The sequence below is a fragment of the Haloferax sp. AS1 genome (assembly GCF_014530665.1).
GTDB lineage: Archaea > Halobacteriota > Halobacteria > Halobacteriales > Haloferacaceae > Haloferax > Haloferax volcanii.
Genome location: NZ_SPSA01000001.1, coordinates 1,991,684 through 2,005,061 on the forward strand (window position 1 = coordinate 1,991,684; position 13,378 = coordinate 2,005,061).

17 protein-coding genes and 3 pseudogenes are annotated in these 13,378 nt (G+C 56.0%); 9 read left to right on the forward strand and 11 right to left on the reverse strand.

What is annotated here, in order from left to right; genetic code table 11:
- Genes E4P24_RS10535 through E4P24_RS19030 form a run of 3 tightly spaced genes read right to left on the reverse strand, consistent with a single transcriptional unit; the run spans window position 1 to window position 2,937 of the window.
- The gene (locus E4P24_RS10535) at window positions 1–843 is read right to left on the reverse strand and encodes a hypothetical protein (protein WP_188148463.1); all 843 of its coding nucleotides are present in this window, start codon (window positions 841–843) and stop codon (window positions 1–3) included.
- On the reverse strand, window positions 840–2,576 hold the full coding sequence (locus E4P24_RS10540; RefSeq protein ID WP_188148464.1) for a hypothetical protein: 1,737 nt from the start codon (window positions 2,574–2,576) through the stop codon (window positions 840–842). Before E4P24_RS10540 ends, E4P24_RS10535 begins: the two co-directional genes overlap by 4 nt.
- Window positions 2,577–2,607: 31 nt before the next feature.
- A complete protein-coding gene (locus E4P24_RS19030) occupies window positions 2,608–2,937 on the reverse strand; it encodes a hypothetical protein (protein ID WP_345776373.1) in 330 nt (109 codons plus the stop codon).
- Between the two features lie 481 nt (window positions 2,938–3,418).
- Here E4P24_RS19030 and E4P24_RS10550 point away from each other — a divergent pair, with 481 nt between their 5' ends.
- The 4 genes from E4P24_RS10550 to E4P24_RS10565 all read left to right on the forward strand — a co-directional run bounded on the left by E4P24_RS10550 (window position 3,419) and on the right by E4P24_RS10565 (window position 5,108).
- Entirely contained in the window at window positions 3,419–3,583 is a 165-nt protein-coding gene (locus tag E4P24_RS10550; RefSeq protein ID WP_223173915.1) for a hypothetical protein, read from the forward strand.
- A 107-nt stretch (window positions 3,584–3,690) separates the two neighbouring features.
- Entirely contained in the window at window positions 3,691–4,299 is a 609-nt protein-coding gene (locus tag E4P24_RS10555; RefSeq protein ID WP_188148465.1) for an HD family hydrolase, read from the forward strand.
- A gap of 179 nt (window positions 4,300–4,478) precedes the next feature.
- A complete protein-coding gene (locus tag E4P24_RS10560; RefSeq protein WP_006601197.1) occupies window positions 4,479–4,745 on the forward strand; it encodes an AbrB/MazE/SpoVT family DNA-binding domain-containing protein in 267 nt (88 codons plus the stop codon).
- A gap of 3 nt (window positions 4,746–4,748) precedes the next feature.
- Window positions 4,749–5,108 carry a type II toxin-antitoxin system PemK/MazF family toxin gene (locus E4P24_RS10565; RefSeq protein ID WP_188148466.1) on the forward strand — a complete coding sequence of 120 codons (360 nt, stop codon included), beginning with the start codon at window positions 4,749–4,751 and terminating at the stop codon, window positions 5,106–5,108.
- Window positions 5,109–5,153: 45 nt separating this feature from the next.
- On the opposite strand, the pseudogene E4P24_RS10570 reads toward E4P24_RS10565, so the two are convergent.
- The 3 genes and pseudogenes from E4P24_RS10570 to E4P24_RS10580 all read right to left on the reverse strand — a co-directional run.
- Window positions 5,154–5,741: pseudogene (locus tag E4P24_RS10570) on the reverse strand (RNA-guided endonuclease InsQ/TnpB family protein); the annotation flags it as partial.
- Window positions 5,742–5,995: 254 nt separating this feature from the next.
- Entirely contained in the window at window positions 5,996–6,253 is a 258-nt protein-coding gene (locus tag E4P24_RS10575; protein ID WP_188148467.1) for a hypothetical protein, read from the reverse strand.
- Between the two features lie 125 nt (window positions 6,254–6,378).
- The gene (locus E4P24_RS10580) at window positions 6,379–6,693 is read right to left on the reverse strand and encodes a hypothetical protein (protein WP_049916507.1); all 315 of its coding nucleotides are present in this window, start codon (window positions 6,691–6,693) and stop codon (window positions 6,379–6,381) included.
- A 93-nt stretch (window positions 6,694–6,786) separates the two neighbouring features.
- Here E4P24_RS10580 and E4P24_RS10585 point away from each other — a divergent pair, with 93 nt between their 5' ends.
- Entirely contained in the window at window positions 6,787–7,128 is a 342-nt protein-coding gene (locus E4P24_RS10585; RefSeq protein WP_188148468.1) for a hypothetical protein, read from the forward strand.
- Between the two features lie 405 nt (window positions 7,129–7,533).
- Here E4P24_RS10585 and E4P24_RS10590 read toward each other — a convergent pair.
- A pseudogene (locus E4P24_RS10590) lies at window positions 7,534–7,878 on the reverse strand (zinc ribbon domain-containing protein); the annotation flags it as partial.
- On the opposite strand from E4P24_RS10590, the gene E4P24_RS10595 reads away from it, so the two are divergent.
- Window positions 7,861–8,127 (forward strand): hypothetical protein, encoded by a 267-nt coding sequence (locus tag E4P24_RS10595; protein ID WP_345776365.1) that lies wholly within the window; start codon window positions 7,861–7,863, stop codon window positions 8,125–8,127. The pseudogene E4P24_RS10590 and the gene E4P24_RS10595 sit on opposite strands and share 18 nt — an antisense overlap.
- 783 nt (window positions 8,128–8,910) lie before the next feature.
- The gene (locus tag E4P24_RS10600; protein ID WP_345776366.1) at window positions 8,911–9,747 is read left to right on the forward strand and encodes an NAD-dependent epimerase/dehydratase family protein; all 837 of its coding nucleotides are present in this window, start codon (window positions 8,911–8,913) and stop codon (window positions 9,745–9,747) included.
- Window positions 9,748–9,787: 40 nt separating this feature from the next.
- Here E4P24_RS10600 and E4P24_RS10605 read toward each other — a convergent pair whose 3' ends face one another.
- Together E4P24_RS10605 and E4P24_RS10610 are read right to left on the reverse strand one after the other, a co-directional pair.
- Window positions 9,788–10,198, reverse strand: a complete 411-nt coding sequence (locus E4P24_RS10605; RefSeq protein WP_004967257.1) for a putative toxin-antitoxin system toxin component, PIN family — start codon at window positions 10,196–10,198, stop codon at window positions 9,788–9,790.
- The gene (locus E4P24_RS10610) at window positions 10,195–10,455 is read right to left on the reverse strand and encodes an AbrB/MazE/SpoVT family DNA-binding domain-containing protein (RefSeq protein WP_004062838.1); all 261 of its coding nucleotides are present in this window, start codon (window positions 10,453–10,455) and stop codon (window positions 10,195–10,197) included. Before E4P24_RS10610 ends, E4P24_RS10605 begins: the two co-directional genes overlap by 4 nt.
- A 95-nt stretch (window positions 10,456–10,550) precedes the next feature.
- On the opposite strand from E4P24_RS10610, the pseudogene E4P24_RS10615 reads away from it, so the two are divergent.
- Window positions 10,551–10,670 (forward strand): annotated as a pseudogene (locus tag E4P24_RS10615) (UDP-glucose 4-epimerase); the annotation flags it as partial.
- A 360-nt stretch (window positions 10,671–11,030) separates the two neighbouring features.
- The gene (locus tag E4P24_RS10620) at window positions 11,031–12,299 is read left to right on the forward strand and encodes an RNA-guided endonuclease TnpB family protein (RefSeq protein ID WP_188148471.1); all 1,269 of its coding nucleotides are present in this window, start codon (window positions 11,031–11,033) and stop codon (window positions 12,297–12,299) included.
- Between the two features lie 11 nt (window positions 12,300–12,310).
- On the opposite strand, the gene E4P24_RS10625 is transcribed toward E4P24_RS10620, so the two are convergent.
- Entirely contained in the window at window positions 12,311–12,514 is a 204-nt protein-coding gene (locus E4P24_RS10625; RefSeq protein ID WP_188148472.1) for a hypothetical protein, read from the reverse strand.
- 194 nt (window positions 12,515–12,708) lie between these two features.
- Complete coding sequence (locus tag E4P24_RS10630) at window positions 12,709–13,122, reverse strand: hypothetical protein (RefSeq protein ID WP_004062836.1); 414 nt, start codon at window positions 13,120–13,122, stop codon at window positions 12,709–12,711.
- Window positions 13,123–13,378 lie beyond the last annotated feature (256 nt).

Below are 13,378 nucleotides of genomic sequence, written 5' to 3' on the forward strand. Positions count from 1 at the left end.
CTATCTCCTGTTAATCGTGATACTGCAGTCTCTCATGACGTCGGAACCAGAGTATTCGACAGTGAATCTCTCTGAAATCTTTTTGGCGAAAACACGGCTTCCAACAAGCACAGAGAACTCACCTGTGTTCTTCTCTACAATACACCCCATGCCGTCATTGCCGACATGTGCACCAAATGGTAGAGAACTGCTGAACAGATCTCTTGTCTCACTCGGCGGAATAGTCACCTTATCAGCGTCGTAGAGACCACTATTTCGTGGGTCTTCGATTGGGTTTGGGATGTCTCCAGAGAATTGGAGTGAGACGGCTGCATCAGGTCCTGTTCCAGAATTATGGACAGAGACACATGCTTCGGCATTTTGTATCCGGTTAGTCTCACTCTCCCCATACACTGCATCCCACGGCTTGTCTGGGTTGTTCCTGAACAACCCAACGGCAACGATTTCGAGTTGCGGTCGAATCTCCACACTTGTCTCGGCTACCGTCTCTTCGCCGTGAACTGCGAGAATCCGGTACTCACCAGGGTCGTACGCAGTCCCGATCTCGAATGAAACCTGTCGAACACCGGCCGCAACCTCACGCGACCCGAATAGCTCGCCGTTTGGCTGGATGAGATTGAGCTGGTCTACGTCAGCCGCAGAACCAAGCTCGACAACAAGCTCGGTTCCCTCAACAGCGACCTGACGCAGGATACCCTGTTCGTCAGAATCGTCATTCGGGGTGGTAGTCCCATCACCGGTCTCACCACTGCCGTTGAGACAGCCAGCGAGACCACCAACGGAGAGCCCGGCTGCGGTTCGGAGGACGGTTCGTCGATTGAAATGTGATTGCTTGTGGTTCATGGATAGCGTTCAGAATCATCTCGTGGCCCGGAGAATTGGAGAATCTGCCTCCCTGCATAGAACACGACAACGAAGGGGATGAACTGCCAGCCGACCTCGATGAGCAATCCAACCCACCCATCAAGGGTGCCGAGTGGATGCCATCGCACCGTCGCCGTGTCGGACACATAGGCTGGATTTGCGACCAACCACGTGCCGGGATGATAGCGTGCCGTGTAAATTCCGGGTTGGTCGATAGTTACGACCGCGACCCCAGACTCGTTCGTCCGAACACGCTGGTCGGCAACAGTGAGATAGCCGCCTCCAGACTCACCATTCAGCGAACCGTGTCGGTCGTCGGCAGTGAGGTCGATTGGAGAGCCAGTCTCGGTATCGCGGAGCTCAATGTGGATGGTCGCCTGGTCGGTCGTCTGCGAGACCACTTCGGCGGTAAGTTGACTCTCGCGAAGTTCACGAGGAGTGCCCACCGTTGACGTGATGGGTGTTGCGTCGACGCCACGGACGATCCCACTCACCCGGAGTGCGTCGAGGTCTAGGTCATCTGTTCGGACGGCAAGTCCGTAGGTTGGCGTATACGACTGGGTGAGGACCTCGACAGAGACCGTGTCTGGGATCGTCGAGTGTGGTGAGCTCCGTATTCTCCCCCACGAGTCGAGTATGATCGGTCCATCACGAATTGGTTCAGCTCGCGGGCCGATGCGTGATGGATATGCGTGGACATAGACCGGGAGTGCCTCGGAGTGAATCTCGGTCTCGGCTGTCGCCGTTGCTTGGGTGAGCCGGTCCCAGCGAGGGTCACGAGCCGTGTAGAACCGCCAGACACCCCGAACGCGTGAGTCGCCATCCTCGGTGAGTGTGTAGCCTTGCCACGGCCGAGACTGGAAGATCGCAACCCCGGTGTCGCCATTGGGATACGCCGCGTCGTAGGCAGACGCGTGGAGGTTGTACACCTCGACATCGAGTGAATCCGCGACGGTGATCGTCTCGGTTCGATACGTGACGTCCGTCTGGGTGCGATTCCCGATTGTGGTTGTCGTCGTCTGCTTGAGTCGGACGTGAATGTCGGCTTCGAGGGTGAGCGTCGTACGCCACGTCTCGTCGAGTTGGTACGCAAGGACTGGTGTATGGCTCCCTCCTGTGCGGACGATAACGTCGTCATCAGACTTCAGGCGGACCGCTGAGATCTCGTCGTCGACGAGTTCCCACGTGATAGATGACCGATTGGAGTGATGGCCATCTGGTATCCGAACACGATAATCCACAAATCCGCGAACGCTCCCATTGGGTGCGACGTACAGTGGCGTGTCACCTGCTTCGAGATGGCCTCGCGTCGATGGATGGACGGCGAAGACTGTCGCGTGTGCATCGTCGATGAAGCGTCCACTTGTGAGAGACGCGTGGTCGGGATACAGCGATGTCTGTGAATTGCCTGCGCTCAGGTCACGGAAGTCATTGCGTGTCCACGTTGCCGCGGTCGCCGGTGGGCGGGTGAACGTGATGTCTGTCCCATTGGCGAGTTGTTGGATCGGGGTTCGGCTTTCGCCGTAGCGCTGGCGATACGCCGTCTCGTTTAGGTACGCATCTGCGTCACGAGACCACAAGGTTGCGGTCTCGTTTTCGGTCAAGCCATTGTCTTCTGTCCCCGAGCGTGGTGGCGTGGCTGTGACGAGACTGGCGAGACCACTCGTGAGAAGGAGGCAAACGAAGACGACAGACCACGTGGGAGTGCGCATACGGGAAGGCAATGTGAGTCTCTCGACCAGTTTACCAGGGGGCGAGATCGACACACTGCGCAAGTGGCAGTCCCATCAACGACCCCGCAACGGTGTAGAGGGGGCCGAGTACGAGCAGGGTGACCGCAGACTTCAGCGCCACCCGCATGTGTTCTTTCAGTTTGGCTTTCTGCTCGTGATTCGTCGTGAACATCTGGAAGAGCGAATCGCCTTGCCAGACAACGATGAGACCGATCAGTCCGAGCGCCGTGGTTAATTGGAAGAAGCCTTCGAGCATCTGTGGCAGTTTGCTTGTACTGCAGATGACTCCATCTTGGGCTGCAACAGGCTGTGTGAGGACGGCGAGTCCAAAGATAATCATCACGGCAAGGCGACCGGACGAAACAACTCGAACTGAATCGTGATCTGGATTGACTACTGTATTGGGTTGGCTGTCTTTTTCGTTCGACATGTAGGTTGCTTGTGAATTGTGCCAGCGGGCTACAATTCCTATACATTCAACTTTCAGGCGATAATTAAGTTCTTTTGATTGCTGGATGTGTGGTTTGAGTGCTACTATCTGTTAATTATCTAGATTTCAATGGTAGTTCATCATTTCACGACTGTCTTGTATACGAGGAGTTTACTGCAGATTTCAACCCAAGGTCACACCACGAACGAGCCTGCTGTTTGTGCGTGAGTGGCCGAACGTGCGTTCACTGCCACTCAATGTGGTGGGCCCCTGCCAGTACTGTCGCTGCATTGCTCACTCGGTGTGCGGTGTGTCTTCTTTCGAGAGCGAAAGGCGAATACACAACACACGCGACCACTACCACATACCACCCCAGCCAGGAGAAGAGCGTGTGATTGATGCAGTCTATCCAGATGCTCCGAATGACGTGCTTCGGATGGTTCTTGAGAGTATCGAGAAGCGAATCCACGATATCTGGGCGACAACAGATCTGGTTTTTCCGTCGGAATACGAATTCGAGCAGGAGGACGGCGCAGACTACCTCGTCGGCAATTGACTAATTGATTCGTTTTCAAGACCGAAACCCGCAACTTCAGATTGAATGTCGGCGACCCGGCGGACTAGTCTCGATGAGTTGAACTGGCCACTTCCCTTCTCCACGATATGATGACCAATGAACTCGACTCCTTGCTTGAATGGTTCGAGTTGAAGGACGAACTTCGGACGGGATGGGTGCTTCGGAATATCGACTCGCCTGAATCGGTCGCAGCCCACACATGGGGGACAGCGTCGCTTTGTCTGCTCTATGCCGACCAGCAAGAGGTTGACCCTCAGAAAGCAGTGACGATGGCACTCATTCACGACCTCGGCGAAGCTCGAACGGGCGATATCGCAACCCGCGCGGAAGACGGACGTCAGACCATCCCCACGTCCGAAAAGGAAGCAGCTGAACGGAGCGCAGTAACCGATCTCGTCGGACCCTTCGACACCGAACTGCTGACACTCTGGGAGGAGTACGAAGCACGTGACACCCCGACGGCACAGTTCGTCAAAGACATGGATCTGATCGATAACTGTCTCCAGGCGCTCAAGTACGAGCGCCAAGGTCGGTACGACGAGGACGAGACGAACGACCACTTTGCCGAGTTCGAGAACTTGGACGAGTTCTTTGCGACCGCCGCGCCCCGCTTCCGGACAGAGCTCGGCCAGGACTTGTTCGAGCAAATTAAATCGCAGTACGAACGAGAACTCGGGCGACCCTGCCAGCTCTGAATACGTCTTTCAGTTGCAACTCTCCTGGTCGGTGTCGCACCTGTATTGACCACGACTGGGTCAGAGTATATCATTTTCTGAGGATTTCAACAGAGCCCTTTCGACAGATTCCCACATCGGTCCGTACTGACTGCCTTCCGCCCGAAGCGCTTATCAGTATGAATATGATACGAATATGTATGAGTAAGGGTGAACGCCGGAAAGTCGGGGAGCGGGGCCAGGTAACGATCCCCAAAGAGCTCCGTGAACGCTTCGGAATAAAGGGAGGAGACGACGTCGTGATCCACGAAGAGGCGGGCAAGCTCGTTATCGAGCGGTCAATCACTCGTGAAGAGTTGGCCGCGGGGTACCGTCAGCGTGCCCAACGGACCCGCGAACTCGCTAACGAACTGGAGGGTGTCTCGACGGAGGCTGATGAACACCTGGGCGATGCCCCAGAGTGGTAGCGAATGGCCACGTCTGTCCATCGAGGAGACATCGTTGTTGTTGAACTCAACCCGACGCAGGGATCCGAACAACGGGGAACGCGTCCGTGTCTCGTCGTGCAGAATAACGTCGGGAATGCAAACGCACCGACAACGATCGTTGTTCCGTTCACTACCTCGTTCGGAGAGCAGATCTACCCGTTCGAAGTGCTCGTCCCAGCCGAAGAGTGTGCGTTTCGGGAGGATTCTGTCGCGCTCTGTAGCCAGGTTCGAACCGTCTCCGTAGAGCACCGCATCACAGAGAACATCGGCTCGATTCCGCAAGAGCGGATGGACGAGGTCGATACCGCACTCGAATACAGTCTCGGCCTCACCGAGGTCTGAGAGGGATTGGCGAACGTTCTCGTATTCTCAGTCGTGTGAACTACCCTACTCGCTCCCGGCTGACGCCGTTCGCTCCTTGAGGGTAGGGCTTCCTGCTTCCACGACGCGCTTTGCAGATACAGGTGTATCCACAGGGAGCGCAGTCTCCACAGGCGTTGATTCGGAGTATCCCATTCCTACGTCTTCGAGGCCACGAGAAAGAATGTTCCACGCTGCGTTCGCGTCCCTGTCCGCCTCAAACCCGCAGGCGGGACAGGAATGTTCACGGACCCACAACGGCTTCTCCGTCGAGACACCGCACGACGCACACTCTTTGGTCGTCGCTTTCGGGTTGACTGCGACGAAGTGCGTTCCCTCCCGTTCACACTTGTATTCGAGCAACGAGAGGAACGTCCGCCATGCTGCCGACGCCGTGTTTCGACTGTTCGACGGAGACTCCATCATCCTCTTCACGTTCAGGTCTTCGACCGCCACGAAGTCGTACTCCCGAGCGTAGTAGTTCGAGAGTTTGTGCAAGAAGTCACGGCGCTTGCGTCGGAGGTCAGCATGACACTCTGCGACCTGCCGTCGTTGCTTCTCGTAGTTGTTTGACCCGTGTTGCTTCCGCGAGAGCTTCCGTTGCTCGCGTTCCAAGCAGTCGGCGCTCGCTGAGGAAGGGGGCTTAGCGCCTACTTTCAGCTAAGGCCTGCAATAGGGGGTTTCGAATGGTGACGAGCAAGAGTTTGTGCATGGATACTCGTTCGATGCGATGCAGTTGTCTGGCGGGAGACGCCTGTATTCGTCAGTCTATCACTCGGTTCGAGGGGTGGAAGACAGCTGCATCATCCTGTCTGCGTCATCCGCTCAAAGGCAACAAGGGACTCATCGAGTACCCTGAGTACGCCGCGTTATTGCGTGATGTCGGGCAGGTCGCGGTTCTCGAACTCATCGGGGTTGAGGCCAAGTTCTTCGAGGTCATCGTCGGTGAGGGGTTCACCACCTCCCTCGTGGAGAACAAGAACCTCCGCAAGTTGCGAGAGTGCTTCCGCCCGGGTGTCGCCACCACGTGCGAGATTGGTCTCGGTGTCGTAGGCGGTGATGCTCCCATCATCTTCGCGGACGAACTCAACTCCGTTGGGGTCACCGTCCCGGGTCGCGCTTGCCATACTGAACTCGAATCAATCTCAGACGATAAGCGTTCGGACGGTGAAGAGTCCCGTGCAGACCCTTCTTCAATCCCGTTCCCAGGGGGCAGGCGTGAATATCTAACTTTCGAGATTCTACAGTCGGCTCACCCCCAGTCGTGATCTTTGATCCCTTCGTAGTGTTTCAGACGAGTCTCAATCTCCCACGTTTCCCAGCGACATTCATGGTAAAGGACATCAGCAAGCTTGTCGAAATTACTTTTGTCGAGTTCGATACCACGATTTCCACGGTGAGTGATATAGGGCTCGCTCCGAAGATCGGCGTAGACCTCACGTGCGACTGGGTAGTCATTGCCGATAGCCGAGAGGCTGAGGAGGTCTTCTTCGGTAATCGGTGTCCCCCACTTGTGCTTCGCGATCATTGTTGCTAAGAGGGCACATTTCACCGACGGCTTCTCCATGATCGGAGAATCAAGTCGGCCGCATATAAATGATGTTAATGGCCGTTAACACTAGTGGAAACGTTTATACACGCAGAATAGGTGAATCTCTGTATGAGCAGTATAGAGCACGCGGCTGATCGAGGAGACAAAAAGGAACTCCGAAAGGAGCACCCGAGTGGATGGCTCTATCTCACGCAACACGATGCCATCCCGATTCTCGTAGACGCGTTGCTTGACCTTCCGCCGAATCGTGAGTTCAACAAGACAGAGTTCGCAGACCACGCCGGCGTCACACGCCAGACTGTCGGCAATTACACGGACCTCTTGATTGAGGTTGAACTCATCGAAGAAGTACCGGACACGTCCCCGCGCCGGTACCGGGTCACAGACAGCACCGTCGTCCGAGAACTCTTTGAACTGAACAGCGCGCTCAATAGCGCCGGTCGCGAGTGAACAGTCGGTCGTGGACTCGGTGCCTTGGTTGTGGTCACGAGGATACCGTATTCAAACGTGGGTGACTCACACCCCTCGCACCGAGTGACAAGCAGGCGAGCGACGGCGTTGTGACGCCTGAAGTCGTAGAACAGCAGACACAACAGGACCAACGAAGAGTGTATCGCTGGCCATGCAAGAACGCCTGTGACTGTAGCTCCTGACGATGTATAAATAACCTCTCCAATGTGTTCCGAGTGTTCTGTCTCTTTATGTCCTCTCTCATACCGGTTTGCAAGTGTTCTCGTCACGTCGTGGGAAGTCGAAGGCATTCGACTACGACGGTGTCACGGAGGGGGACCCACACCGTGATCGAAGTAAGCTCCCACGCCCCGAAGAGCGTGGCATTCAGCGTGGACCCCCGTTCTAACTGCTGAGAGCAGTAGGCGAATATTCGCCGTTCACGTTCAGCGTCCCGCGATTCAAGCGCACATCTACGGGTGCGCCTCCACGTCCAGACTTTTGCTGGTCGCGGAGATACTTCAAGCCGATATTCTTCGCCGCGTTGTAATCTACGTGAACATCGTATCCACACTTCAGACAACCAACTTCGTCTTGACCGTTGGTGTGTGGCCGGTTATCCTCGTGGGTGAACCCACACTTTGAGCAACGTTGGCTCGTGTACGTTGAATTAATCTGCTTCACCACAAGTCCTGCAGACTCAGCTTTGTACGTGACGTACTCGAACAAGCGGTGGAACGCCCACCTGTGCTTACGACCGTGTACGCGCTGCTGCTCGGTGTGACCTACGAACTGACTCGGAATATTGTCCTCGTCGGGCTGTTCCACGGGACGTTCGACCTCAACCCGCTGTTCGTCGTCAGCGAGACGGGTGCGCCAGTCGAGGACCTGACGCTCCTCGTCTTGCCGGTGGCACTCGTCGTCTTCTGGGGCTATCGACGGTGGGCCAAGACACAGCGGCCGACCGACTTCAAACCACAGACGACCGTCGTCGAGTGAACAGGCAGTCGTTCTGAACGCATATCAGTTGTCGACGACGTTTTCGATGATGACTGAGACATCGGTTGTACCGACTTACTCAAACCGCTCTTAAGCTGATATGGATAGTGGCGCGACCTGGGCCACTTAGTCAAATTTGGAGCGAGTTTACTGGGTCTGGATGACGCCATCGGTACCGAGGGCCTCTGCCTTCTCGATCACTTCGATCACGTGTCTGTGAGATACGGCAGCTCGTACTGTCATTCAAATTCATCGCCCCACGAGTACCGAGACGTCGTCGTATCGAGGCCGATTTTCGCACCGACGACGAGTGTTGGGTCTGGTTCGCTCTCGCTGTACCCCTGCGTGTCGAACACGTCGTTGAACGCGTCGCTCCGAACCCACGACAGCCACGTTGTTTCAGCATTTTCTCCAAAGAGTGCAAGCACTCGGTCATCGACCAGCCACTCGACCGCCTGCTCGGCGTCAGTGTCCGTCTCATCGGGGAGAACGAGCAGGTCGGCTGTGGGATTCGCTCACCGTCTCGATGCCTGCAGGGATTGAGAGGTCCAGTCCATCGGCGACGTACACCGGCGTCACGTCGAGCCGCTCGTAGGCCGGCCGCTCTGCGTCCGAAGCGTCCGTTGGGAGGGCCGAACACCAAGCGAGAGAACTGAGAGCGACAATGCCGCACGCATGGAGGGTGTTCCGGCGGGTGTAGTGTTGCATGGAACCGAGTCAGTCGGCGGGACTGGAAAAGTGTCTATGAGATAACTAGTTCCAATTGGTTCCAGCTGGTAAACCGTGGTCGTCGCTCGTCTGGTGAACGATTACCACCCGCTGTCTGGTTCACACAGTTCTGTGGAGTTCCACGACATGACGGTCCTCGACGACGACCTCCCGACCGAGGGCGTCGACGTGGTGTTCCACCTCGCGGCGCTGTCGTCGTACAAGATGCACGAGGAGAACCCGACGAAGGGCGCGCGCGTGAACATCGAAGGCTTCGTCAATACAGTCGAGCAGGCGCGAAAGGACGGCTGTGACACCGTCGTCTACGCGACGACGTCCTCGATTTATGGCTCGCGGACGGAACCGTCGCCCGAGGATATGCCCGTGGAGTCGCGGACGGGCTACGAAGCGTCGAAACTCGGCCGTGAGCGCTACGCGGAGTACTTCCACCATCACTACGACATGCAACTGGCTGGGATGCGCTTTTTCTCGGTGTACCAGGGCTCCGGCGGCGCGGAAGAACACAAAGGCGAGTTCGCCAACACGGTCGCGCAGTTTACCGACCAGATTGCGAACGGCGAGTCCCCGGAGTTGTTCGGCGATGGGTTGCAGACGCGTGACTTCACCCACGTGGATGATATCGTCCGCGGTATCGAACTCGCCGCAGAGGAGCGTCTGCAGGGCATCTACAATCTCGGGACTGCCGAGAGCTACTCGTTCAACGAGATGGTCGACATGATAAACGACGTGCTCGGGACGGATGTGGAGCCTGTGTATGTGGAAAACCCCTTCGAGGTGTACGTCCACGACACGAAAGCCGACTACTCGAAGATCCACGAGGCGACTGGCTGGGAGCCCGAGGTTTCGTTCGAGGAAGGTGTCGAGCGGGTTTGTGAGCCGTATCTCGACTGACGACGACACTCGCGGTTGTGTTTCAACCGGGCGTTTTGGTTCACGCTTCGAGGTGTTCGTAGAACGTGCGTGGGTCAACAATCGAAATCCCTCTGAACGAATCGAGTGTCAGAAGGTGGTTATCACCTGAGACGACGTAGTCGACGTTTCCAGCGACAGCAGCCTCGAGAAATTTGTCGTCGTCTGGATCGTCTGCAACTGCACGAATCTCTTCTTGGGGGTCAACAAACTCGGCAAAGTACCGGATGGTTTCGACTTCTTGTTGTACCTCGTCTTCATTTAGGTGAAATCGGTCTGGGTACTTGAGGAGCGTCTCTCGGAACTCGGTGAGTGTGTCAACCGAAACGACGAGTTCGTATTCGCCTTCGAATCCTTTGACAACGATGTCGTGAGGAACGCCGGTCGCGATAACGCTCGAAATCAGAACGTTCGTATCGAGGACGGCCTTCATTCGTCAGTTCGGGCATCATGTACGAGTTGGTTGATCTCGTCCATCGAGAGTTCGTCTTCGCTGGCACGCTTTTCAACACGCCGCTGGAACTCCGTGACTGACGGCAACTCGATTTTCTTCAGTACGAGTCCAAAGTCGGTCGGAACGACCATCAGTTTCGTCCCCTTTTCGAGACCGAACTGCTTGCGGAGACGGCTTGGAATCGTGATCTGTCCTTTCGACGTTACCGTGGTCACCTCGGGATCATCTGTGCTCATGTTGGGACCTACGTAAGAATTCCTTACCCAGTAGGGTGAACCTTTCGGTCGTGTTGGAGCGCCGAGTCAATTCCGTGTCGGTGGTTCCTTCCGTCGAAGTGTCCGTCCACGACACGAAGGCCGACTACTCGAAGATACACGAGGCGACAGGGTGGGAGCCCGAGGTTTCGTTCGAAGAAGGTGTCGAGCGGGTTTGTGAGCCGTATCTCGACTGACGAAGGGGTTCGGTGGTTCGGCTGGGGGGTTTTGCGTTTGATTTTCGAGGTGGTCAAAGACGGTTCATCTGGGAGTCAGTTTCCAAGAAACCGGTTCAGTTCGGTAAATTCGTTGGGTGAGAGATTGACCTCAGATCATGAATCGTCAACACAGTATTCACACCTTGGTCGATCGCTACCCGAGCATACGGTCCACCAGCGTCACTTATGGAAGTTTCAAGGCTAAAACCCCGCCCTTCAGGGCGGGGATACAGCCGACAATTCCTCCACTAACCACGTTCGATTGCAGACCGGATATTCTACGTCTCGGTCGTTATTTTTAATATAATAATCCTCATAAGTGCTTATGAACACAGTCCGATGCTGGAAACAACCCGCACCTATCGAGCAAAAATCGTCAATCACCAACAGGTGAGTGACGACCTCGATGACTGCGGACACTCAGCATCCAAACTGTGGAACGCCGCCCGCTACCACGCCCAACAAGAATGGGATAACACTGGCGAGATTCCGTCCGAAGCCGACCTCAAGCGCGAATTAAAAGACCACGAACGATACAGTGACCTCCATTCTCAGTCAAGTCAGCGCGTTCTCGAAGAACTCGCTGAATCGTTCAACGGCTGGTTCAAAAAGCGCAAGAACGGCGACACAGACGCGAATCCCCCCGGCTACCGAAAGCGAGGCGACAATCATCCACGCTCCACCGTGACGTGGAAACAGAACGGCATCAAGCACGATTCCAAGCACAACCAACTCCGTCTGAGCAAAGGGTTCAATCTCAAGAACCACCGCTCGGACTTCATCCTCGCAGAGTACGAGACGCGCCCGGACGTGACCGTGGAGAACATCCAGCAGGTTCGAGCCGTGTGGAACGGCGACTGTTGGGAACTTCACCTCGTCTGTAAGGTCGAGGTTCCTGTCGAGGACGCACCCGGCGACAACACGGCTGGAATCGACCTCGGCATCAAGAACTACCTCGCTATCGCCTACGACGACGGTGACGCTGAGTTGTATCCGGGGAATGTGCTGAAGCAGGACAAGCACTACTTCACCCGTGACGAGTACGACACTGAGGGCGAGAACGGCCCGTCGCGCCGTGCGCTCCGTGCCCGGCAGAAACTCTCGCGTCGGAAAGACCACTTCCTGCACGCCCTCGCCAAGCACATCGTTGAGCAGTGTATCGACCACGAGGTTGGTCGTATCGCCGTCGGTGACTTGAGCAAGATTCGTGAAGACGAGAACGGTGATGCTCGAAACTGGGGGAAGCGTGGAAACAAGAAACTCCACGGATGGGAGTTCGACCGCTTCACTACGTTGCTCGAATACAAGGCCGAAGAACACGGCATCCTCGTTGACCGTGTTTCAGAGAGAGACACGAGTAAGACGTGTTCGTGCTGTGGTCGAAAGCGTGATGCGAACCGTGTGGAGCGTGGCTTGTACGTCTGTGAATCGTGCGGTGTCGCGATGAACGCAGATGTGAATGGTGCAGTGAACATTCGCAGAAAGATAACTCAGAATCCTCCTACGGAGGATATGAGTAACGGTCGTTTGGCACGGCCAGCAGTCCACCTGTTCAACCAAACCTCGGGGCGTTTCGCACCGAGCGAACAGGTGAGTTGCGAACCCTAATATCCCAACGCTCAGGAATCCTCGCCCTTTAGGGCGGGGAGGATGTCAACGCAGTGTTTCTCCGCACCCTTTCGAACCGCATCTCTGTGCTTCTGGGCAATTGGGTCGGCCTTTTCGATACGCGGCGTCGTCTCTTCTCGCTTTGAAGACGTTTCCTCAATAAGTTGCTCCATGCGGGCGAGAATTTCTTTGGGGTCGTCTTCCGAGTCAACCATGGCTATACTCCTACAAAGAGTGGGAATGAGTATATCCGATTTGGTCAGTCGACCTCGTTCATCCCTAAGCAATACGTCTACAGAAAACACGCGGGTATGCGATCGCACTATGTATCAACGCAGAGTGCCTCGGGCTTGTCCCTGTGGTACTTCACTATGGCGTCTTGACGCGTGACTTTGGCTATGCACACGGCCTACTTTCTGACCCCACGTCGGTCCGTGGAGTATGCATACAAATAGGTACACACGAGAATCGCCGCGCCAAGGCCGACCATATTCTGCAGCAGGTCTGTGACCGTCACGACGAACATGAGCGAGAACACGCCGTAACACGCCAGCCCGCCAAAGAGACACATCGTGAATCGCTTTCGAACCCAGTACAGTTCGTGTTCGCGTTTCTGTGGGAGGCCATCAACCACCGGCCAGTACGACCCTGCGACAAAGCCGACGGCGATTGCACACACGAACAGTAACAACAGCGTTTGTCCACTCCAATGCAGGAGTTCACTCGGCGTCCAGTGGGTGACGGCACTCACGACGAGGATTGACGCACTTCCGACCGTTGGAGATGCGATGGAGGCAATCCCAGCACCCTGGCAGGCGGCCATGAATCGAGTCAGCGGGTCTGGACGAGTGGGACCGTACGATTCGACCGACATCGTGAGCGGGTCCACTCGCGGCTCGTAGTTGGCTATTACGGCAGGCAGTCGTCGTTGCCAGAGAATGGCCAATCAATACTACTCGGCTCTGTTGAAATCCTCAGCTACTAACAGCTTGCAGCGGCCGTGCTGAATACAGCGCGCGAGTCGGTCACTTGACCTTGCTGGTCTCGATGGTATGTATAGTGAAGACGACACCAACGCT